Source organism: Chitinophaga sp., assembly GCF_035761305.1.
Classification (GTDB): domain Bacteria; phylum Bacteroidota; class Bacteroidia; order Chitinophagales; family Chitinophagaceae; genus Chitinophaga.
Map to the genome: position 1 here is coordinate 1 of NZ_DASTRI010000005.1, position 23,060 is coordinate 23,060.

Consider the following 23,060-nt stretch of genomic DNA (forward strand, 5'->3'; position numbering starts at 1 on the left):
TTCCTCACTCCTTTTTTTGGCGGGGAGTGCCAAAATTTTTTGTTGCATTAACAACGTATTCACAATTAAATAAGTACGAGCCTTTAGTTTTGTAAAACAAGAGAGCGGATAATACAAATTCCAACCAAACCAGATCACCAACCATATCTGTATCTGTCTTGGTAACCACCAAATGCTCATTCTTTTTGGGTAGATTTAAAAACAATCCACGCATGAGAAACCTTGCCTGTACATTTAAAGTGAACGGCATTCCCAAACGGATTTGCCTCAAAAAAATTGCCAAGGAAAGAAAGTTTCGTGTAACTGTAGAGGGTGTTCAGATGGAATATTTTCTGACGGATGAGGACCATGTTAAACCATTAAGCGACAGTGAACTGCCGGACGATTCGTTATTACCGCATATTGAGTGGATGATCCGGCATTATTTCCAGAATACCAAACAACTCATATAGGTGAACTGATTTAGTTAACCGATCATAACCTGCCATGCCCACTTTAGTTAACCTAATATATATCATGTGTTATAATCAATCAATATTAATAATACTGCTAATTACCCATGGATGTAACGAGAGAGAAAACCGGCTTGCTAAACTGATTTCAGTTAACCAACCGGTATAACGTCCTGTTAACCATTGATAAGAGCGGCAATGCAATTGTGAGAGAAGGCTGCAAACGAGAGAGGAGCAGATGAGGAGGTTTGCCACTCCACCTGGCCAGGCCTTAAAGCAGCGTTATTTAAGGAAAATCGTTAAATGACCTGCGGCCTGGCCACTTTTCCAGGGCTTTGCTAAACTGATTTCAGTTAGCCAAACATATATTTATCGCTGAACCGATCAACATAACGCATTATTGTTAACCATTAATTGAGTATGATGAGAGAGCGGAAATGCAATTTGTGAGAAAGGAAGCTGCAAACAAGAGAGGAGCAGCAAACAAGAGGGAACTGTGAAGGAGAGAGTTGCAGATGTGGAGGTTTATCACTCCACATGGCCAGGCCTTAAAACAGTGTCACTTAAAATCAACTATTAAATGGCCTGTGGCCTGGCCTTCCCTTTTTTGTTTACATTACCGGCAACACTCCCCCTTCTGCAGGGAAAAGTGCCTGTGATGTTTTACATTACCTTTAAACAAACCCTTTTTCCAGTGCCAGAAAAGCCTCTTCTGCATTCAGCTGGTCCCATAAAACTGCATATACCGCCCGGGCTACCGGCATATAGGCGCCTATTTCATGGTTCATTTCAAAAATACATTTGCTGGCATAATAGCCCTCTGCCACCATGTTCAGCTCCAGCTGGGCGGCTTTTACGCTGTAGCCTTTGCCTATCATATTGCCGAAGGTGCGGTTGCGGCTGTGCAGTGAATAGCAGGTTACCAGCAGATCGCCCAGGTAGGCGCTGGCATTGTAATTATGCGCCGTTTCCGCCATATGGGCCGGCCCTGCCCAAACGGCATATTTTTCAAGGAAGTGCTGCATTTCACGGAAGCAGTTGGCAATAAGCACACTCAGGAAATTATCGCCATACTCCAGGCCATGCGCAATACCAGCGCCCATGGCATAAATGTTCTTTAGCACCGCCGCCAGCTGCACTCCTATCACATCATTATTTACAATGGTTTGCAAATAACTGTTGCCAAACAGGTCGGCCATTTGCTGGGTAGCTTCCGGCTGCAAGCCGGAAAAGGTGAGGTAAGAAAGCTTTTCGTTGGCTATCTCCTCTGCATGGCAGGGGCCTGTAATGGTAAAGTACTGCTCCGGCGGCAGGCCAAAATCATCGGCCAGGTACTCATTAATAAGCATGTTGCTTTGCGGCACCAGCCCTTTAATAGCGGATATTACCTTTTTATGCTGTAAGGCATCCGGCGGCAGGGCCTGCAGCACTTCTTCCAGGAAGGCAGAGGGCACCGCCAGCACCAGCACATCGCTGTTGTTAACTACCTGCTGCAGCTGGTTGCTAAGCTGCAGCTGGTGGGTATCAAAATATACGGAGGTTAAATAATGCTTGTTGTGGTGGCGCTGCTGCATATGGCGGATGGTGTCTTCACTGCGGATCCACCAGTTTACCTGCTGCCCGTTGTCTGTAAGTATTTTTGCCAAAGCAGTAGCCCAGCTACCACTACCTATTATGCCTGTACTCACCCTGTTGAATTTTCCGCAAAATAAATTAAAAAAGTGGTTAGTAGCCGGGCAACCGCCCGCAACTAACCACTTACTTTAATACCGGTACGCTTATTTGGTGCCATCAAACAGCTGCGATGCCGGTACTACCTTTACTTTTTTCCCGGTCTTCAGCTCGCGTGATACCGCGGCATAAGGTCCGCTGATCACCTGTTCGCCAGGCTGCAGGCCGGAGAGTATTTCAATATTATTATCGTCCTGTATGCCGGTTTTAACTTCTACCTGCTTTACCGTGTTATCTTTCTGCAGTACAAACACAACTTCCCTGGTGTCTTTATCGCCGGGGGCAGTGGTAGCCTCATTGGTTCCGTCATCCTTCTTTTTCTTTTTGGCGTTGCCTTTCGCGGCTTCTACCTCCCGGGTAGTTACGGCGTTAATGGGCACGGATAATACGTGGCTCTTACGCTTGGTTTGTATATCCACACTGGCGCTCATGCCGGGGCGGAAAGGAAAGTTCTTGGGCTGGGACGGATCTATAAGATCTTTATAGCTGCTGTTGAGAATGCGGATGTGTACAATGTAGCTGGTTACCTGTTCCGCAGAGGAAGTGGTAGTGCCGGCAGCAGCGGTGGCAGCTCCTTTGCTGGAGCTGGCTATCTGGGTAACAATCCCTTTAAACTTGCGGCTGTTGTAAGCATCTACCTCTATGATGGCTGTATCGCCGTATTTAACACGGGGAATATCATTCTCACCAACATCTACCTGCACTTCCATTACATTCAGGTCGGCAATGCGCATAATTTCCGTACCGGCCATTTGCAGGGTACCTACCACCCGCTCGCCTTTTTTAACCGGCAGCATGGAAACAATGCCGTGCATGGGCGATACAATGGTGGTACGGCCCAGGTTTTTGTTAGCTTCTGTTAAGCTGGCCTGTGCGCTGGCCACTGCATATTTATAGCTGTTCACCTGCTCGGTGGCGGCGTTATAGTCGGCCAGGGCCGAGCGATAGGCCGATTCCGCCGTTTCAAATTCGCTGCGGGAAACCACCTTCTGGGCATACAATTCCTTGTTGCGGTCATACGCAGCCTTGTACTGCTCCAGCTTGGCTTTATAGGCGTGCAGCGAGGCAGCGGCATTTGCCATTTGCGCCTGCGCCTGGCTAAGGGCTGCATTGGCTTTATCGCGCTGCGAGCCGTAAATATCTGCGTATATACGCACCAGTACCTGCCCTTTTTTTACAGAATCGCCTTCCATTACCGGTAAGTCCACAATTTCACCCGATACATCGGAACTTACTTTTACTTCTATTTCGGGATAAATTTTGCCGGTGGCAGTAACGACCTCAATAATATCATGTTCGGCGGCTTTATCTGCCGCCACTTTAATACCTTCTTCCTTACCGACTACGCCGGCGGCTTTCAGTACCAATAATAATATTATCAGCGCTACTACACTACCAACAATCCAATAAAGTGTCTTTTTCTTCATAGAGGCGGTTTGTTACAAGGGAAGGGAGCCTACAGGGTAATTTTCTGGTCCCGGTAAAACTCCAGCAATTTCATTCTGAATATAAAGTCGTATTGAGCCGAAACCTTATTGATCTGGGCCTGGAACAAATTATTTTGCGTAGTAATATAATCTATTGTGTTCATTAACCCCAAATTAAAGCGTTTGGTTGCAAAATCAAAAGCTTTCTGGGATGCATCCACCCCCCTGCTGGCGGCGTTGAACTTTTGAATGGCGGCTACTGCATTGGCATGGGCTGTATAAATATCCTGCCGCAGCTGCAGGTTGTCCTGGTCGCGGGTCAGCTGCTGCGTGTACAGGTTCAGCTTAGTGCGTTTATACTGGGCGCGCAGCTGCCAGCCGTTAAAGATGGGTATATTAAGGCTTACGCCTATTGCCTGCTGGAAGTTGTTGCTGATTTGCGTGCCAAAAGGGGTGCGGCCAAAATCCTGCTGGGTAAAATGCGGATAGGGGTCGGTGATTACTTTATAGTTGGCGCCGCCTACTGCTACATTGCCTATTGTATCGCCCTTTACACCGGTTAGCACGTTGCGTATATCATTTACGTTATTGGCGTAGTTAGTGCCAATACCGGCTGATAAGCTTAGGGTAGGGAACATTGCGCCTTTGGCAGCCGCCACCTCCCTTTCCCATGATTTAATGAGCAGGGAGTCCGCCCGTATGAGCGGGTTGGTGGTTAAAGCGGCGCTGAACACCATTTCCGGGTCAACCTCATTAAGGGCAGGCAGGGGAATGGCAGATATATCGGCAGGTATTTCGGGCTGAAAGGGAATATCAAAACTCAGGTTCAGCAGCGCTTTCATTTGTAAGGTGGATAATATTACATTGTTCTGCGCTGTAACCAGGTTGGCGCTGTCCCTGGCCAGCTGCGCCAGCAGATCCGCCTCATTGCTTTCCGGCACAGAACCGGCAGCTACCAGCTTCTGGGTGTTAGACAGCTGTGCTTTGGTAAGTGCCAGCTGTGTTTCATTTACATGCACCTGCTCATTATTCTGCAATATTTGCAAAAAGGAGGAGGCTATGTTAAACGCCACATCATTCTTGGCCTTTTCCAGCAAAAAGTCATTGGCCTGCGCCTGGTATTTGTTGGATGCAATGGTGTTACGCTTGCTGAACCAGTTGAACAGGGTAACGTTGGTATTTAAGCTGGCGTTGGCGGAAAGGAAGCCGGTTGTTTCATATGTATAAGTAGTAGGGTTTACGCTACGGCCGGCGTTGTAGTTACTTCCAATACTACCACTGAGGTTCGGTATCTGGGATAGCTGGCTTTGTTTGAGGGTAAGCTCGGCAAGCCGCTTCTGCACGTCTTGCTGTTTAATGGATATATTATTGGCCATCGCATAATCCACACATCGTTTGAGGCTCCATTTATCCTGGGCAGCTACATGTACAGTGTTAGCAAACAATAAACATATTACCAGGAGTGCTCCCGGGAACTGGTATAGTTTCATAGCGTAACAAAAATATAGTAATTGTGATGATAGCCTTTGCCATTTCTTTATAAAAGGCAAATTTTTATTAGGTATGGCAGATGGCCACACTAATTTAGTGTAAAACATAACATTTTATTTATTGTTTTTTCTGAAATGTATGTTAACGCAGGTTTAAATGCGGGAGTTTACTGGATTTTGCCGTCCCTGATCTCGATAACCCGGTGCCCGAATGCAGCATTTTGCTCAGAGTGGGTTACCTGTATGATGGTAATTTTATCTGTTTCATTCAAGTGCTTAAACAGCTGCATAATTACGCGGGCCTGGTCGGAGTGCAGGTTACCCGTAGGCTCATCGGCCAGTATTACCCGGGGCTCGGACACAATAGCCCTGGCAATGCCTACCAATTGCTGCTGGCCGCCGGAAAGCTGGTTAGGGAACAGGTCTTTCTTGGCTACAATGTTAAAGCGGTCCAGCACATCGGCTACCTTGCTTTTACGTTCTGCAGAAGGAATGTTCTTATATAATAAAGGGGTTTCAATATTTTCATAAACGGTTAGCTCGTCTATCAGGTGATAGGCCTGGAATACAAAGCCAATACTGCCGCGGTGCAGCTGGGTACGTTTTTTCTCGCTCATTTTATGTACCGGCTCCCCTTCAAACAGGTATTCGCCGCTGGAAGGTTCTTCCAGCAAACCCAGTATGTGCAGCAACGTGGATTTCCCAGACCCCGAAGGGCCCATTATAGACACAAATTCACCGGGGAAAATGGCCAGATCTACATCTTTTAATACTTCATTCTTGCCAAATCCTACCGGGTAGTGCTTGGAAACATGTCTTAATTGTATCATATTTAAATTGTTTATTCCGTTCTGATAGACTTTACGGGGTTCATTAAAGCTGCCCTTATGGATTGTACGCTTACCGTTATAACGGCTACGAGTACTGCAATTGCCGCCGCCCCCGCAAAAATGCCTATATGAATATGAATACGGTAGGCATAATGCTGCAGCCATTGCTCCATGATATACCAGGCAATGGGGCTGGCAATGATCACGGATAATAATACCAGCTTCACAAAATCTTTTGACAACAGGGCTACAATACTGGTAACGCTGGCGCCCAGCACCTTGCGCACGCCTATTTCCCGGGTACGCTGGGTCATTACCAGCACGGAAATAGCAAACAGTCCCATACAGGATATTACAATGGCCAACACCGCGGCGCTGATAAATATACTGGAAAAGCGTTTTTCTTTCTGGTACTGCCGGTCGGTATTTTCATCCAGGAAAGAGGGATCTGTTTCCTTACCAGGGAAAACCTCTTTCCAGCGCTTAGTTACCAATGCCATGGAAGCTGCTAAATTGCCAGGCGGCACTTTTACAAAAATGTAGCTTACCGCAGCATTGGGCTGCATGTACATAGAAAGCGGCTCTATATTCTCCTGCAGGGAGCGGAAGTTAAAATCCTTTACAATGCCAATCACCTGCATAGGATGCAGGCTGTCGTTCACCGGCAGCAAAGCCCCCAGCGCAGCATCTACTCCGCCCAGCTGCCGGGCCATTTTTTCGTTGATCACCAGGCCCATGGAGTCCGTTCCGTATTGCGGTGAAAAATCGCGGCCGGCCAGCAGGGTAAGGCCCAGTGTTTTTACATAATCATAATTTACCTCCAGCCAGTTGCTGGATATAGTATGCCCCTTATAATCAAACGATACCCTGGAAGAAGCGGAAGATCCGTCCCGGCCCCGGCCCAGGTTAATATCCGTACCGGTTATGCCAAGCACATTGGCTTCACCTGCCAGCGTACTGCGCATTCTTTTCAATGCCTGTGCAGGATTTACGTCGCCCGGTATGGGTATGCTGATCACCTGCTCTTTATTATAACCCAATGGTTTATTGCGCAGGTAGTTCAGCTGCTGCCACGCTATAAGCGTGCAGCATATCAGCAGGGAGGAAATAACAAACTGCGTTACCATGAGCGTATTACGCACCTTGCCTGACCGGCCGGCCTGCATGCCGCCTTTTAATACCTTAATGGTGTTTAAACGGGCAATGATCCAGGCCGGGTAGCCGCCGGCTGTTAAAGTAACCAGGAAAAATATTGCCAGCGCAATGCCTGACAATAACGGCTGCTGCAGCAGCGTAAAGGAAAGCCTGCTTTTAAATAATGCATTATAACCCGGCATAAGAAAATACACTGCCGCCAGGCCGGCCAACAGGGCCAGGCCGCACACCAGCACGGCTTCTCCCCACATTTGGATAATCAGCTGAAAGCGGAATGCGCCCAATATTTTACGCATACCTATTTCCCGCGACCGGGTAAAGGCGCCGGCAATGGTAAGATTCATGAAGTTTATACAGGCTATGAAAAGTATGAAAGCGCCTATAAGCAGCAGCAGGTAAGGGTAAAACCGGTTGTCACCGCCTGCTCCTACATTGTTCAGATGCAGGTCTGTTACCCTTTTCAGGTGTATGCCTATCAGCTCACCGTCCTTACCCGGTACAGCGCCATCCCTTTTCAGATTGCGCAGCCTTTCCGCAAAGTATTTGTTTACCAACGGCCGGGTACTGCGTTCAAAAGCCGCGGCGGTAGCATGGTTGGCCAGCTGCACATATACATAATGCGTGCTGTTGTTCCAGGCATCTTTCTGGCTGGCATAGCCTTCCGCATTTTCAAAGCGGCACAGCGCGTCAAACTCAATGCTGGAGTTGTCAGGCACGTTTTCACATATGGCGCTTACGATAAAGCTTTTCCATTGCCGGCCTACGTACACCTCCAGCTGTTTCCCTACTGCTTCCTCTTTGCCAAAAATGCTTTTGGCGGTGGTTGCCGAAAGTACAATGTTACTAAGGCCGGACAGTGGTTGCCGGGCATCTCCTTTTATTACAGGGAAGGAGAACATTTGCAGAAAATCAGCGTCCACCCCTTGTATATTTGATTCAAAAACTTTGTCGTGGTAACGTATTAAACCGGCAATATCCATCATACGGCTGGCGGCCCTTACCTCCGGGCACTCCTGTTTTACAGCCGGCGTAAGGGGCATGGGCATATTGGCCCTTTGCTCCATACGCTGCGCATAATGGGTATTTATGTACAGCATATACAGCTGTTGCCTGTTGGCATGGAACCTGTCATATGACAGCTCGTGGTAAGCCGTCATTACCAGCAGTATGCTGGCAGCAAAGGCAACAGACAAACCCAATATGTTTACGGCGGTCAGCAGCTTTGTTTTCCAAAGGTTACGCCAGGCTATCTTCAGGTAGTTACGGAGCATATACTATATTTCTATTCTGTTTTCAATGCTTTTACAGGATTCAGCAGGGCAGACTTTATGGCCTGCACGCTTACAGTTAACAGGGCTATTAGCATGGCCACTATACCGGCGCCCAGCAGCAGCCACCATGATATGCTGATGCGGTAAGCAAAACCCTGCAGCCAGCGCTGCATAGCCCACCAGGCCAGGGGCGCCGCTATAAGTATAGCAATACCTACCAGCTTCATAAAATCTTTAGACAGCAGCGATACCAGGCTTACAATACTGGCGCCCAACACCTTGCGGATGCCTATTTCGCGCGTACGCTGCTGCGCCGCCAGCGCTACCAGCGCAAATATGCCGGCGCAGGCTATCAGCACGCTCACAATAGTGAAAAAGTTAATGAGTGTAAGAATGCCTTCTATAGTTTTATATTGCTTATCAAATACGGCATCTGCAAAGTTGTAGTTAAACCCGCGGTAAGAGGGCATTTGGCTGAAAGCCTTTTTCAGCATGGCTATTACACGCGCTGCCTGCCCGGGTTTAACGTTTATGCTCAGGTAGTTGTTGCCCTGCTGCATGGCGGTTTTACCTGTGTAAAAATGTATCAGCGGCTCTACGCTGCCTTCCAGCGAGCGGTAATGATAATCATCTGTTACGCCTATTACCCGCAAGGGGCTATCGCCGCCTTTGGTATGAATGGTTTTACCTTCAATACTGGTCCAGCCCAGGCTTTTCATAGCAGTTTTATTGATCAGCACTGCTTCCCGGTCCAGCGCCATATCTTCAGAAAAATTCCTGCCCTGTAAAATGCGTATGCCATAGGTGGGTATAAAACCATTGTCAATGTTGGTTTGGCGCATGCTCAGCTCTTTATTGCTGCCATCATCTGCTACAAAAGTGTTGTAGTTTTCCCAGAACTGGCCGGGTATGCACTGGGAGGTTGATACTCCGTTCACAGCGGTTTGCTGCTTCAGCTGCGCTACCAGGTGGTTAATGCCGCTGCGGGCCTGTGCAGTGTCCATAAAATCAAGGTCCAGGCGTACGGTCAGCACCTGGTTTTTATTAAACAGCACATCTCCTTTTTTCATATACTGCACCTGCTGCTGCATAATAAGGCTGCCTGCTATAAAAACCACTGCTATTACAAACTGCGCCACAATAAGCCCCTGCCGCACAAATGCTTTTTGCGGCGCTGCCTGCAGCCTACCTTTTACTGCATTGGCCAGCTTCAGGGCGCTTATGTATGCTGCGGGATAACCGCCGGCTACCAGGGTTAGCACACCTCCTGTTAACAGCCACATGCCGATGAAAGACGGTTGATATAACATAGCAGGCGTAATCTGCAACCCGTTCAGCTGATCGTTCAATACGGGCATGAGCATAAGGGCTATGCCCCATGCCAGCAACAACGCTATGCACACCATTACCCCTACTTCTGTAAAAAACTGCATAAGTATGGCGCTCCGGCCCGAGCCTAACACTTTACGCACGGCTACTTCCTGTACACGGGTGAAAGACACGGCCATGTTCAGGTTTACCAGGTTAATAGCTACCAGCAATAAAATAAACAGGGCAATACAGGAAAGCCCGTATACATAAAGATCAAAGTTCAGCTGACCGTACTTTTTTGCATATTGCCGGTAAGGGAACAGGTGCATTACCCGGTCTTTTGCTCCTTCTGCAAAACGTTCGGCTACCACCTTTTTCAGCTGCGCCTCTATAGCCGCTACATTAGCGCCGGGCCGCAGCAGCACATAGCTGCTGGTAAAACAGTTGTACCAGTCTGCTATATTACTGAAGTCCTTGTCATCTGTAAGGTTCTTGTTCCACAGCAGCGCCCGGGGTTGTATAGATGCGTTGGCGGGCACCGGCTGCATAACGCCTGATACAGTAAACCGGCGTTTATCTGAAAATGTGACCGTTTTCCCCAGCGGGTTTTCGCCGCCAAATAGTTTTTCCGCTACCGGGGCAGATAATACAATGGAGTATTTATCTTTTAAAGCAACAGCGGCATTGCCGTATTTAAGCGGATAGGTGAATGTATTCAGAAAACCGGTGTCTACATAGCTGATCTCTTCGCTGATGGTTTTATCCTTATAGCTGATCCACGACTCGCCCCAGGTATTAATACGGCTGCCGTTCATCACCTGCGGAAAGTCTTTCAGCATTACATCCAGTAAGGGAAATACATCTTTATCGCTGTCATTATTGGTTTGCAGCAGATACAGGTCATCCAGGTGCTTGTGAAACTTATCTTTTATAATCATCTGCTGTACGCACAACATCAGAAAAGCCGCACAGGTAAGCCCAACGGTAAGGCCCAGTATATTTACGGTGGTAAACAGCTTACGCCGCCATAAGTTACGCCATGCAATTTTCAGGTAGTTACGGAACATAATTCAACATTTCAATGATTAAAAAAAATGTGGGGTATGTAGAAACATCCCCCTGCATTTGACTTGTTATTCTACTCGTAAACATGTGCTGATTAAAACCATAGTTAGCATTTACTCTGTTCTCAATGACTTTACCGGGTTCATTAACGCTGCCTTTACTGATTGAAAACTGATGGTAAACAATGCTATTGCCACTGCACATAAACCGGCTGCCACAAACATCCACCACTCTACGTTAATGCGGTATGCAAAGTCCTGCAGCCACCGGTTCATTAAGTACCAGGCTACCGGTGTGGCAATAAGCAGGGCTACAAATACTAACTGTAAAAAATCTTTTGACAGCAGTGTGGTAATACTACTTACTGAAGCGCCCAACACTTTACGGATGCCAATTTCTTTGGTGCGCTGCCGGGAAATGAGGATGGACAACCCGAACAATCCCATACAGGCTATGAAAACAGACAGTATAGCAAAGACGCCAAACAGGGTGCCCAACCTTTGTTCATTCAGGTATTGTTTGGCCAGGTCATCGCCTACAAAAGAGTATTGAAAAGGATAATCGGGCACCAGCTTATCCCATATGCTGTTCAACCGGGCCAGCTGCTTATCTACAGCGCCGGGCTGCAGGCGCAGGGTTAGCAGCGCTGCTTCACCCGGGTCCACGATATAAATAACAGGCCCCACCGGCAGCCGTAAAGTTTGATAGTTAAAATCTTTTACCACCCCTACAATGGCGCCTTTACGCGTAGTATAACCGGGCCGCCATTCAATGCGTGCGCCTATGGGGTTACTTAAGCCCAGGGCTTTTGCAGCGGCTTCATTTACAATAAAGCTGCTGGTTGAGTCCATACCCATATTTTCGGAAAAAGCACGGCCTTTCACCAGCTTCATTCCAAGGGTTTTAATGAGGTTAAAATCGCTTCTGATAATGCCGGCTGTAATGGACTGTTCATCACTATCCCCCTCTTTAGCAATAGGATTAAAATTGGTAATAAAGCGGCCCAGCGCCATGTTGGAAAGGCTGGCCTCTTTTACCGCCGGGTACCGCAGCGTTTCCTCTTTTATCAATTCCTTTTTATGCGTGTCCCCTGCGCCGTATAAATAAACATTCAGCAAATACTCCTTGTTTAAACCCAGGTTTTGCTGCTGCCAGTACCGCAGCTGCCGGTACACTACAATGGTTGACACAATTAACACAATGGCAATAACAAACTGTGATACCACCAGCACCTTACGCAGGAAGGTTCTATTACGCAGGCTCTGGAAAGTGCCTTTTAAAATAGCGATGGGTACAAACCCCGACAGGAATAATGCCGGGTAGCTGCCTGCCAGCAGCCCGGTGAAGACCGCTACCAGCAATAATAAGCCCAGCAACGGTACCTGCTCCTCGCCAAACAGGTGCAGTGACTTAGCTGTAATATCATTGAATGCGGGTAACAATAACTGCGCTATCAGCAGCGCAATTACAAAAGCTATTAAGCTTAACAGCACTGCCTCCAGCAGAAACTGTACTACCAGCGATTTCCGCGGCGCTCCCATTACCTTACGCAGGCCTACTTCCATAGAACGTTCGCCGGCACGGGCCGTGGCCAGGTTCATAAAATTGATGCAGGCGATAAGAATTATAAAAATTGCAATGGCTACATAAACATAAATCAGCTTCAGGCGGTTGTCGTCACCACCATCGCCCCGGGGATGCAGGTGAATGTTGTCCAAAGGCTGCAGCTGATAGCTGAATGTAAAGCCCAGCTTTGTAGCAATGTCTTTAACATGCCGGTCAGTAAACAGCTGCAGCTCCCGGTTTACCTTAGCCATATTGGCCTGGTTGTGCAGCAGCAGATAAGTGTAATTGGCGCTGAAGTTAAACCACTCCCCCGACAGGTCCAGCCCTTTTTCAAAAGTGGAATAAGAGAGCAGCATATCGTACTGCATGTCGGAATTCAACGGCATATCTTTCATTACCGCCGTTACCCGGCAGTTTGTTTTGTTCTCCATGCGCAGGACCTTGCCAATTGGGTCCCGGTTACCAAAATATTTACGGGCTATGCTTTCTGAAACAACCACCGTGTTAGGCTCTTTTAAGGCAGTGGCCATGTTACCGGCTACCAGCGGAAAGCTGAACATACGGAAGAAGTCAGGGTCTGCATATGCAACCCGTTTTTCAATAAACTTTTTATCCTTATAGGCAAATAAAGGGCTACCCTGCTCTGTTATACGCACTGCCATTTTTACATCGCTCAGCTCAGCCTTTAACGCAGGACCGGCAGGGAACTGGGTAATAGACATATGATTGATCTCGCCCTTTTGCCCGGATAAACAATTCAGCCGGTAAATGTTTTTCCCGTTCGCATGAAAGTTATTAAAGCTGCGCTCATCCTGCACAAACAATACTATGAGCATGCAGCAGGCCATGCCAATAGCCAGGCCGCCTATGTTTATAAGCGTAATGGTTTTGTGCTGCAGCAAATGCCGGAAGGCTATTTTCAGGTAGCTACGGACCATGGTAAAGGTGATTTATTCTGTTCTCAAACTTTTAACGGGGTTCATCAACGCCGCTTTTATCGACTGAAAGCTTACAGTGAACAATGCTATGAGCACCGCAATGCTGCCCGACAGCAGGAATACCCACCACGGTATAGCCGTGCGATACGCAAAATCCTGCAGCCAGCTGTTCATAATGTACCACGCTACCGGCGTTGCTATTACAATGGCAACCAGCACCAGCTTTATAAAATCCCTGCTGAGCAGCGATACAATATCTGCTACCGATGCGCCGTGCACTTTTCGGATGCCTATTTCCTTGGTGCGCTGCTCTGCTGTGAATACCGCCAGGCCGGAAAGGCCCAGGCAGGCCACTACTATGGCCAGTGCCGCAAACCAGATGAAAACATTGCCGGTACGCTGGTCTGCCCGGTATATAGCGTTAAAATCATCATCCATAAAAGAGTATAGGAAAGGCTGGCCCGGCACCATGGCATCCCATTGTTTTTTTACCTGCGCCACCAGGGCCGGTATATCACCTGTTTTAATACGGAAGGCCATGCTGCCTCTTTGTTCATCCAGCCAGAGGAACAGGGGTGTAATAGCCTGGTGCATGGAGTTGTAGTTAAAATCCTTTACCACGCCTATGATATGATAGGCCTGCAGAGTCCTTACATTGTCATTTATGGGATGATACAACAGCTTATCCAGCGGGTCTTTAAAGCCCAGCAGGCGGGCGGCTGTTTCATTTACAATAATGCCGGTTGAGTCGGAGGCAAAGTGTTCCGGATCAAAATTGCGGCCGCTTACCATTCGCATACCCAGGGTAGGAATGTAATGCTCATCTACCGACCAGGTTTCGGTTGTAAAAGCGGTAGTAACATCTGCATTCCGGTCTTTAAAAAAGCTGGGGCTGTTGCGGAACTGCCCGGTGGGCAAAAAGCCTGTCATAGTACCATCTTCCACACCGGGTAATTTCAACACTGCTTCGCGGAAAGCCCTTACCTGCTTATACAGCGGGTAAGTGTTCTGCAATACCAGTACCTGCTGCCGGTTATAGCCTATTTGCCGGTGCTGTATATAATGCAGCTGGTTATAAATAACAAAGGTGCCTATAATAAGTACAGAGGATATTACAAACTGGAGCACTACCAGCCCGCTGCGGATGCTTTTGGTATTAGACCCGGCTGCCAGCTTGCCTTTCAGCACCTGCAGCGGTTTAAACCCGGAGAGGAAGAATGCGGGATATGCGCCGGCCAGCATACCCACAGCCAGCAACAGTAACAGAAAATAGGTAATGATACGGGGGGTATACAACAAACGGATGTTCATATCGCGGCCGGCCAGCTGGTTAAAGAATGGCAGCAGCAACGCTACCGCCAGCAATGCCAGCGCCATGGCCATGCTGCATATTAACCAGCTTTCTGCCAGGAACTGCATGATCAGCTGCTTGCGCAGGGAGCCGAGCGTTTTTCTTACACCCACCTCCTTGGCCCTGCTGGCCGAACGGGCAGTTGAAAGGTTCATGAAATTTATACAGGCAATAAGCAGTATGAAAATGCCGGCAGCTGAAAAAATGTATACATACTGTACATCGCCGCCCGGCTCAATGGCTGTTTGGTCGGCTTTATCGGCATACAGGTGTATATCTGCCAGGGGCATTACATCGTAATGTACATAGTTGCCCTGTTTTTCCAGCTCATCCAGGTTAATGTGCAGCAGCTCCTGGTAACGGGCGCCCAGGTACTTGCGTACAACCGCTTTCACGCTGGCGCTCAGAGAGGCCCTGGTAGTACCGGGGCGTACCAGCAGGTATGTAAAGTAATTATTGTTTAACCAGTCATTACCACGGCTGTCGGCTATTTCAGCCATGCTCATAATAAAATCAAAGTGGAAGTGGGAGGCATCGGGTATATTTTTCATTACGCCGGTTACCCGGTAGTCGGCCGTGTTGTTGATGTGCAGTATTTTTCCCACCACATCGGTCGACTGAAAATATTTCCTGGCGGCACGCTCGGATATTACTACAGAATACGGGGTGGTTAATGCTGTTTTGGGATTACCGGCAATGAACGGCAGGGTAAACACATCAAACAGGGTAGAGTCGGCCCAGGTGCCATTTTTCTCCCACAGGGTTTCGTGGCCTTTATTTACCATAATATCCCGGGCGGTTAATAAACGCACCATGTTTTCAACCTGCGGGTATTCGCTTACCATGGTAGGCCCCATGGGATCCGGTACTGTGCTGGAAATAAAGTTGCTGTTATTTACGTGGATGTTAGTGGTAACCCGGTAAATACGGTCCACATTTTTATTATACCGGTCAAAATTCAGCTCGTTCTGCACCCATAGCAGCAACAGCAGGCCTACGGTTAACCCAATGGTAAGGCCGCCTACATTAATCAGGGTGAATACCTTTTGCTTCCACAGGTTACGCCAGGCTATTTTCAGGTAGTTTTTAAACATGGAACTGTTCTTTGATATTTTCCGTTACCACACGTCCGTCAAACAGGTTTATAATGCGGTGGGCAAAGCCGGCGTCATAAGGGCTGTGTGTAACCATTACCAGGGTGGTGCCGGCATCATTCAGCTCCTGCAGCAGCTTCATTACTTCTTCACCGTTGGTGCTGTCCAGGTTACCGGTAGGCTCATCGGCCAGTATCATTTTAGGCTTGGCTACTACCGCGCGGGCAATGGCCACCCTTTGCTGCTGGCCGCCTGACAGCTGCTGCGGAAAGTGGTTGCGGCGGTGCATAATGTTCATACGCTCCAGCACCTCCTCTACCTTCTGCTTCCTCTCATGGGAAGGTACTTTGAGGTATAACAGGGGCAGCTCAACATTTTCAAATACCGTTAGCTCATCTATGAGGTTAAAGCTCTGGAACACAAAACCAATAGAGCCTTTACGCAGCTGCGCGCGCTGCCGCTCGCTCATACGGGCTACTTCCTTGTCCCAGAAATAATACTCGCCGCCACTGGGATTATCCAGCAGGCCCAGTATGTTCAGCAAGGTGGATTTGCCGCAGCCGGAAGGGCCCATGATGGCTACAAACTCTCCATCCTGTATTTCTATGCTAATACCATTCAGGGCAGTGGTTTCAACTTCTTCTGTTGTAAATAACTTTTGAAGATTAACGGTTTTTATCATGTTGATTAATTTAAACTTAAAACACTAACACTTCCTTGTCGCCGAAGTTTTCATAAGAGGAGGTGATTACCTGTTCACCAGGCTGCAGCCCTTCCAGCACCTCAAAATATTGCGGGTTCTTTTGCCCCAGCGATATGTTGCGCTTTACTGCGCGCTTACCGGTTTTATCCAGCACATATACCCAGTTGCCGCCGGTATCGGAGAAAAATCCACCTACAGGCAGCAGCACAGCTTCCGACGATTTACCCAGCTCCAGGCGGATAGGAGAGGATTGACCACGGCGTATGCCTTCCGGCGTGCCTTTTAAAAATTTCAGATCTACATTAAAACGCCCATTGATTATTTCGGGAAACACCTTGGTAATTTCCAGCTCATAGTTTTTGCCGTTAAACTCAAAGGTGGCTTTCAAACCTGTGAAAACCCTTGAAAGGTAATGTTCATCCACCTCTGCACGCATTTTAAAGCCATCCAGGTCATCTATCTGGCCTATATTCTGCCCGGTGGTAATGCTGGAGCCTACCTCCACATCCACGGAGGAAAGCTGGCCGTCAATAGGTGCGCGTACGATCAGGTTGTTGAGGTTATCTTTCATCATTTGCAGGTTGCGCTGGGTGCGGGCAATCGTGCCTTCCAGCTGCTGTATCTGTATGCGCGCATTCTCCTCCTGGTATTTCTGGCTTTCAATTTCTATTTCCCGTTGCTTCAGCAGCCCTTCATACTCCATTTTATTTTTATTAAACTCCTGGCGGGCCACTATCTTTTCATCTACCAGCTGTTTATTGCGGTCATAAATATCCTTGGCCTGCTCTATTTTATTATCCAGGTCGGCCAGGGTTTTTTCCATCAGAAAGCGGTTCTGCTTCAGGCTCAGGCGGGTATTCTGCAGCTCGTTAATAAGGCGGTACATTTCTGTTTCATGGTTCATAAACTCCATTTGCATGCGCTGGTTCTCCAGCCGTAAAATAGAGTCGCCGCGTTTTACCATGCTGCCGCCTTCCAGGTATTTGCGGCTTACGTAACCGCCTTCAATTGCATCCAGGCGAATGGTTTTTAAGGGCTGCACTACCGCGGTAACAGCTATGTATTGATCAAAAGTGCCTTTTGTAACGGTGCTGATGGTAATCTTATCCTTTTCAACATTCAGGCGGGAACGGTGATCGGCAAATATAAGGTTGTAGGCCAGCAGCAATACTACCAGGCTGCCGCCGCCTATCAGTAAAATACGTTTACCTGACCAGAATTTCTTTTCAATTTTTCTATCCATGATAATGTGCCCTGTTTGGACGCCCCTGGAAGTTCAACCAACATGCCAAAGCTATAAAACCTTTACCAGTAAGGCATTTCCAAAAAAATCGCCTTTCAAAACGTCCCGTACCGGACAACACTTGTTCATTTCCGGACACTTCCTGCGTCCGCTGAAAACCGCCAACAAAAAGGAAATCTTTGATTAATATTGCCAGTGGCGGGCTACCGCATTTATCTACCCCTGGCATATATACAGGAATATAGTTTGCTGAAACCAAAAATATGATGACAACAACACTACCCGGAAAAATTTTAATAGTAGATGATGATATGGACGTGCTGCGGGCTGCCCGCCTGTTGCTGAAACGCCATTTTGAACAGGTTGATTTTGAACGGAACCCGCAAAAGATCCCCTACCTGGTTTCCAACTTTGATTATGATGTAATACTGCTGGACATGAACTTTACCCGTGACCTTAGCAGCGGTAAGGAAGGTTTTGAGTGGCTGGACCGTATACTGGACATAAAGCCCCAATCATCCGTAGTATTATTCACGGCCTATGGCGATGTGGAAATGGCCGTACGCGCCATTAAGGCCGGCGCCAGCGATTTTGTGCTGAAACCCTGGGAAAATGAAAAGCTGCTGTCGACCATGCAGGCTGCTTTTAATAAGCACCGGGCAGCCACGCAAAAAGAAAAACCTGCCGGCAATACAGACGGGCAGCTGATAACCGGCAACAGCACCGCCATGCAGCAGGTAATGGACACGGTACACCGTGTAGCCGCTACAGATGCCAATATACTGATACTAGGCGAGAACGGCACCGGTAAGGATATGCTGGCCCGGCACATTCACCAGCTAAGCCAGCGCAGTAAACAGCCTTTTGTAAGTGTGGACCTGGGCGCTATAAGCGAAACCCTGTTTGAAAGCGAATTATTCGGCCATGTAAAAGGGGCGTTTACCGATGCCCGCGACGACCGCAACGGCCGTTTTGAAGAGGCCCACGGCGGCACCATTTTCCTGGACGAAATAGGCAATATTTCCCTGCCTTTCCAGGCCAAGCTGCTCACCGTGCTGCAAAACCGCTCCGTTACCAAAGTAGGTTCCAACAAAACAATACCTATAGATGTAAGGCTTATATGCGCCACCAACCGCAACATACAGCAAATGGCCGCGCAGCACCAGTTCCGCCAGGACCTGCTGTACCGCGTTAATACCATAGAAATACAGCTGCCTCCCTTACGGGAACGGGTAGCCGATATTGTGCCGCTGGCAGAACATTTTATGCAGCTGTACCGCGATAAATACAAGCGCCCGGTGAATGCCCTGCACGAGTCGCTGGTGCCGCAGCTGCAGCAGTATGACTGGCCGGGCAACATCCGCGAGCTGCAGCATGCGATTGAACGAGCGGTGATATTATCGCAGGGTAAAATGCTGATGCCCAAAGACGTATTTGTAAAAAGCCCTGCCAAAGAGCAGGACCTCGACACCGGCTACAACCTGGAGGAAATGGAACGCAACATCATTAACCAGGCCATGAAAAAATGTAACGGCAATATTACAGAAGCTGCCCGTGAGCTGGGCCTCAGCAGGGCGGCGCTGTACAGAAGGCTGGAAAAATATAACCTGTAAATCAATTGCGGATTGACAATTCGTAATTCTCCTTCTCTACCATGAGTCATTTCAGCGTAAATATCCTCATTCGCATACTGCTGCTTACACTTACCATTGTGGCAGGCGTTTGGTTATGGAATGTGGCAGGCATTATCCCCGGCGCTGCAGTGGCTATAATAGCCGGCATACAAATCTATGGCCTGTATTATTACCTGAACCGGGTTAACCGCAAGCTTACATTATTCCTGGAGTCTATCCGCTATGAGGATTTTTCCATCCGCTTTCATGCAGATAACAAAATGGGCAAAAGCTTCCGGGAGCTGAACCAGCAGTTTAACGAAGTGCTGGAAGCTTTCCGGCAAACCAGGGCAGAGAAAGAGGCCAACCTGAAATATATAGATACCATTGTGCAGCACATCAGCATTGGCATGCTGTCTTTTGACGCAGAAGGTAAAATAGAGCTTATTAATCCTTCTGCCTTCCGGCTGCTGAACATTTACCGGCTACGAAATATTTCAGAGCTGAAAAATACCCATCCCGACCTGCCGGACCTGCTGCTGCAGCTGCGCTCCGGCAACAAGATACTGTACCGCACCCGCCAGGAGCAACAGCTATCCATACACGCCGCTACTATTCGGCTGCAGGGCCGGCTGGTAAAGCTTATCAGCCTGCAAAACATTCATACCGAACTGCAGGAAAAAGAGCTGGAAGCCTGGCAAAACCTTACCAAAATATTGCGGCATGAGATCATGAACTCTGTAACTCCTATTGTATCGCTTATTGGTACCATGCAGGATATAGTGGAGCAGGATATAGCACCCTACACGCAGCAGCCCGAAGCCATTGCCGACCTGCAGGAAGCGCTGCAAACCGTGGAAAGCCGCAGCAAGGGCATTATGAACTTTGTAAATGCATACCGCGATTATACTACCCTGCCCAAACCGCAGTTTAAAGATGTGAACCTCAAAGCCCTCATCACCTCTGTAAGTAACCTGCTGCTGCCTGAGCTAAGGCAGGCGGGCATTCATTACGATTATGAGATGGAAGCGGATGACGCCTATATTCATGCCGACATTGCCCAGCTGCAAATGGTGCTCATTAACCTTATCAAAAACGCGAAAGATGCGCTGGAAAATACAACCGCGCCGGATATCCGCGTAAGCACGTATATGTACAGCCAGCAGCAGGTATGCATAGCCATAGCCGATAACGGCCCTGGTATTGATGCCGATGCATTGAACAAGATATTCATCCCTTTTTATACCACCAAGAAAAAAGGCAGCGGCATTGGCTTAAGCCTTTCCCAACAAATTGTGCAATCGCACGGCGGGCAGCTGAAAGTGGCCAGCAGCAACGGAGATGGCACCACCTTTTACATAATACTGGCGGCCGTATAATAACTGCGGGGTAGCTGCGTGCCGCAACTTTCTTTATATTTATAGGAATTTATATTCCCCCCGAAAAATGATCCTGCAAAAAACCCGGCTTTGGCTTACCCTGTATTTTATTGTAACGGCAATACACCTGGATGCTATTGCTATGCGCCTGCATATGCTGCAAAATGTAACTAAGGCGCTGCTAATGCCCCTGCTGGCGCTGTACCTGCTATCTGCCATCCGCCATCTGCGCCCGGCTATTTTCCGCAACCTGCTGCTTACCGCCCTCTTTTTTTCCTGGGCAGGCGACATTTTGCTGATACAGGAGCAGTACTTTTTGCCTGGCCTGGGCAGCTTTTTGCTGGCCCACCTGGCATACATCGGCTTTTTCCTGAAAGTGCGGTATACCAACCACCCACTGCCCCTGTGCAAATACCCGTTTATTTTTTTAACAGAGATAGTGGTGCTGGCCTTCCTGTTCTTTATGCTCCCTTACCTGGGTAGTATGCGCATACCCGTTATTATTTATGCCGTTGCTATTTCCTTTACCCTGCTATGCGCCATGCACGCCTTCCGCCTGGGAGAGCAGCCTATGGGCTGGTATTGCATTGCCGGGGCCATATTGTTCATTTGTTCAGATGCAGCTATTGCCGTACAGCATTTTTACCGCTCCCTTCCGGCAGCCGGCATTTTTATCATGACCACATACTGCCTGGCGCAATGGGCTATTACAGAAGGCAGCTGCAGGTATTTGAAATCACGCGTTAAAGCGTAAATTTGATTTGCGATTTTAACGCGGGCTGCAGAAGACTTTTTGCAGCAGCGCCGGAATTACTCCTCTAAAACAGACTGGTTTATGGAAACAGACTTCTTGGTAATTGGTTCGGGCATTGCAGGACTTACCTATGCTTTAAAAGTAGCGGCACATTACCCGGACAAAAAGATCACCATTATTACCAAAACGCGGGAAGATGAAACCAACACCAAATATGCGCAGGGCGGCGTAGCTGTGGTGAACGACCTGGAGAACGACAGCTTTGAAAAGCATATAGAAGATACGCTGATTGCCGGCGACGGCCTTTGTAACCAGCATATTGTGGAAATAGTAGTAAAGGAGGGACCGGAACGGGTAAACGAAATTATTGAATGGGGCGCCAACTTTGATAAGAACCCCGATGGCGAGTACTCCCTGGGCCGTGAAGGCGGGCATTCCGAGTTTCGCGTTATCCATCATAAAGATGTTACCGGCAGGGAAATTGAAAGGGCGCTGCTGAACGCCATTCATAAAAAACCCAATATAGAGCTGATCACCCACTGCTTTGTGGTTGACCTCATTACCCAGCACCACCTGGGCTACCTGGTTACCAAAAGCACGCTGGATATTGAATGTTATGGCGTGTACGTAGTGAACCTGCAAACCAACCAGATAGAAAAAGTGCTTAGCCGCATTACCCTGCTGGCCACCGGCGGCAACGGGCAGGTGTACCGCACCACCACCAACCCTTCCATAGCTACCGGCGACGGGGTGGCCATGGTGTACCGCGCCAAGGGCCGTATTGAGAATATGGAGTTCATACAGTTTCACCCCACAGCATTATACCAGCCGGGCGTAAACAACTCCTTTCTTATTACAGAAGCCGTGCGCGGCGATGGCGGCATACTGCGCAACATACACGGCGAAGAGTTCATGCACAAATATGATCCCCGCCTTTCCCTGGCCCCGCGCGATATTGTAGCCCGTGCTATAGACAGTGAAATGAAAATAACCGGTACGGAATATGTGTACCTCGATTGCCGGCACATGGATCATGAGAAGTTCATTCACCACTTTCCGAATATCTATGAAAAGTGCATGAGCATTGGTATCGACATCCGTAAGGATATGATACCCATTGCCCCCTCTGCCCACTACAGCTGCGGCGGCATTAAAACCAATGAATGGGGCCGCACCTCCATCAATAACCTGTACGCCTGCGGCGAATGCGCCAGCACCGGCCTGCACGGCGCTAACCGCCTGGCCTCCAACTCGCTGCTGGAAGCCATGGTATTTGCCCACCGCTGCTACCAGGACGCGGTTAAGCAGCTGAACAGCATCACGTTTAAAACAAATGTACCGGACTGGGATGCCGCCGGCACCACCGCCCCCCGCGAAATGATCCTGATCACACAAAGCCTCAAAGAGCTGAAGCAGATCATGAGCGATTATGTAGGTATTGTACGTACAGATGAACGTTTGCAGCGCGCCATGCGCCGCCTGGATATTTTGCATGAGGAAACAGAGGCGCTGTACCAGAAAACAGAGATATCGCCTCAGCTGTGCGAGCTGCGTAACCTTATTACCGTAGGCTACCTGATTGTAAAAGGCGCCGCCTTCCGCAAGGAAAGCCGCGGCCTGCATTATAATACCGATTATCCCTATAAGTCAGAACTGGTGCAGAATATCGTACTGTAACGTACCTTTG

Annotated in this window: 15 protein-coding genes; 5 read left to right on the forward strand and 10 right to left on the reverse strand. The window is 48.5% G+C overall.

Annotation, left to right across the window (positions count from 1 at the left end):
- Positions 1-212 precede the first annotated feature (212 nt).
- Complete coding sequence (locus VFS25_RS00950) at positions 213-452, forward strand: hypothetical protein (RefSeq protein ID WP_326460234.1); 240 nt, start codon at positions 213-215, stop codon at positions 450-452.
- A 674-nt stretch (positions 453-1,126) separates the two neighbouring features.
- Here VFS25_RS00950 and VFS25_RS00955 read toward each other — a convergent pair.
- The 10 genes from VFS25_RS00955 to VFS25_RS01000 all read right to left on the reverse strand — a co-directional run bounded on the left by VFS25_RS00955 (position 1,127) and on the right by VFS25_RS01000 (position 17,627).
- Positions 1,127-2,140 (reverse strand): NAD(P)H-dependent glycerol-3-phosphate dehydrogenase, encoded by a 1,014-nt coding sequence (locus VFS25_RS00955; protein ID WP_326460235.1) that lies wholly within the window; start codon positions 2,138-2,140, stop codon positions 1,127-1,129.
- 90 nt (positions 2,141-2,230) lie between these two features.
- A complete protein-coding gene (locus VFS25_RS00960; protein WP_326460236.1) occupies positions 2,231-3,610 on the reverse strand; it encodes an efflux RND transporter periplasmic adaptor subunit in 1,380 nt (459 codons plus the stop codon).
- Between the two features lie 29 nt (positions 3,611-3,639).
- Positions 3,640-5,100: a TolC family protein gene (locus VFS25_RS00965; protein WP_326460237.1), complete on the reverse strand. Its 1,461-nt coding sequence runs from the start codon at positions 5,098-5,100 to the stop codon at positions 3,640-3,642.
- 167 nt (positions 5,101-5,267) lie between these two features.
- On the reverse strand, positions 5,268-5,930 hold the full coding sequence (locus VFS25_RS00970; protein ID WP_326460238.1) for an ABC transporter ATP-binding protein: 663 nt from the start codon (positions 5,928-5,930) through the stop codon (positions 5,268-5,270).
- Positions 5,931-5,941: 11 nt separating this feature from the next.
- Positions 5,942-8,356, reverse strand: a complete 2,415-nt coding sequence (locus VFS25_RS00975) for an ABC transporter permease (protein ID WP_326460239.1) — start codon at positions 8,354-8,356, stop codon at positions 5,942-5,944.
- Positions 8,357-8,367: 11 nt separating this feature from the next.
- Positions 8,368-10,734 (reverse strand): ABC transporter permease, encoded by a 2,367-nt coding sequence (locus tag VFS25_RS00980; protein ID WP_326460240.1) that lies wholly within the window; start codon positions 10,732-10,734, stop codon positions 8,368-8,370.
- A gap of 111 nt (positions 10,735-10,845) precedes the next feature.
- Positions 10,846-13,236 (reverse strand): ABC transporter permease, encoded by a 2,391-nt coding sequence (locus VFS25_RS00985; RefSeq protein ID WP_326460241.1) that lies wholly within the window; start codon positions 13,234-13,236, stop codon positions 10,846-10,848.
- Positions 13,237-13,248: 12 nt separating this feature from the next.
- Positions 13,249-15,681, reverse strand: a complete 2,433-nt coding sequence (locus VFS25_RS00990) for an ABC transporter permease (protein WP_326460242.1) — start codon at positions 15,679-15,681, stop codon at positions 13,249-13,251.
- Positions 15,674-16,363, reverse strand: a complete 690-nt coding sequence (locus VFS25_RS00995; protein ID WP_326460243.1) for an ABC transporter ATP-binding protein — start codon at positions 16,361-16,363, stop codon at positions 15,674-15,676. The genes VFS25_RS00990 and VFS25_RS00995 overlap by 8 nt, the downstream gene beginning before the upstream one ends.
- Before the next feature lie 16 nt (positions 16,364-16,379).
- Positions 16,380-17,627: an efflux RND transporter periplasmic adaptor subunit gene (locus tag VFS25_RS01000; protein WP_326460244.1), complete on the reverse strand. Its 1,248-nt coding sequence runs from the start codon at positions 17,625-17,627 to the stop codon at positions 16,380-16,382.
- Positions 17,628-17,890: 263 nt separating this feature from the next.
- On the opposite strand from VFS25_RS01000, the gene VFS25_RS01005 reads away from it, so the two are divergent.
- The 4 genes from VFS25_RS01005 to nadB all read left to right on the forward strand — a co-directional run bounded on the left by VFS25_RS01005 (position 17,891) and on the right by nadB (position 23,050).
- The gene (locus tag VFS25_RS01005) at positions 17,891-19,240 is read left to right on the forward strand and encodes a sigma-54 dependent transcriptional regulator (protein ID WP_326460245.1); all 1,350 of its coding nucleotides are present in this window, start codon (positions 17,891-17,893) and stop codon (positions 19,238-19,240) included.
- A gap of 41 nt (positions 19,241-19,281) precedes the next feature.
- Positions 19,282-20,619, forward strand: coding sequence for a sensor histidine kinase (locus tag VFS25_RS01010; RefSeq protein ID WP_326460246.1), 1,338 nt, complete (start codon positions 19,282-19,284; stop codon positions 20,617-20,619).
- 67 nt (positions 20,620-20,686) lie between these two features.
- The gene (locus tag VFS25_RS01015) at positions 20,687-21,373 is read left to right on the forward strand and encodes a lysoplasmalogenase (RefSeq protein WP_326460247.1); all 687 of its coding nucleotides are present in this window, start codon (positions 20,687-20,689) and stop codon (positions 21,371-21,373) included.
- Between the two features lie 81 nt (positions 21,374-21,454).
- A complete protein-coding gene (nadB, locus tag VFS25_RS01020) occupies positions 21,455-23,050 on the forward strand; it encodes an L-aspartate oxidase (RefSeq protein WP_326460248.1) in 1,596 nt (531 codons plus the stop codon).
- Positions 23,051-23,060 lie beyond the last annotated feature (10 nt).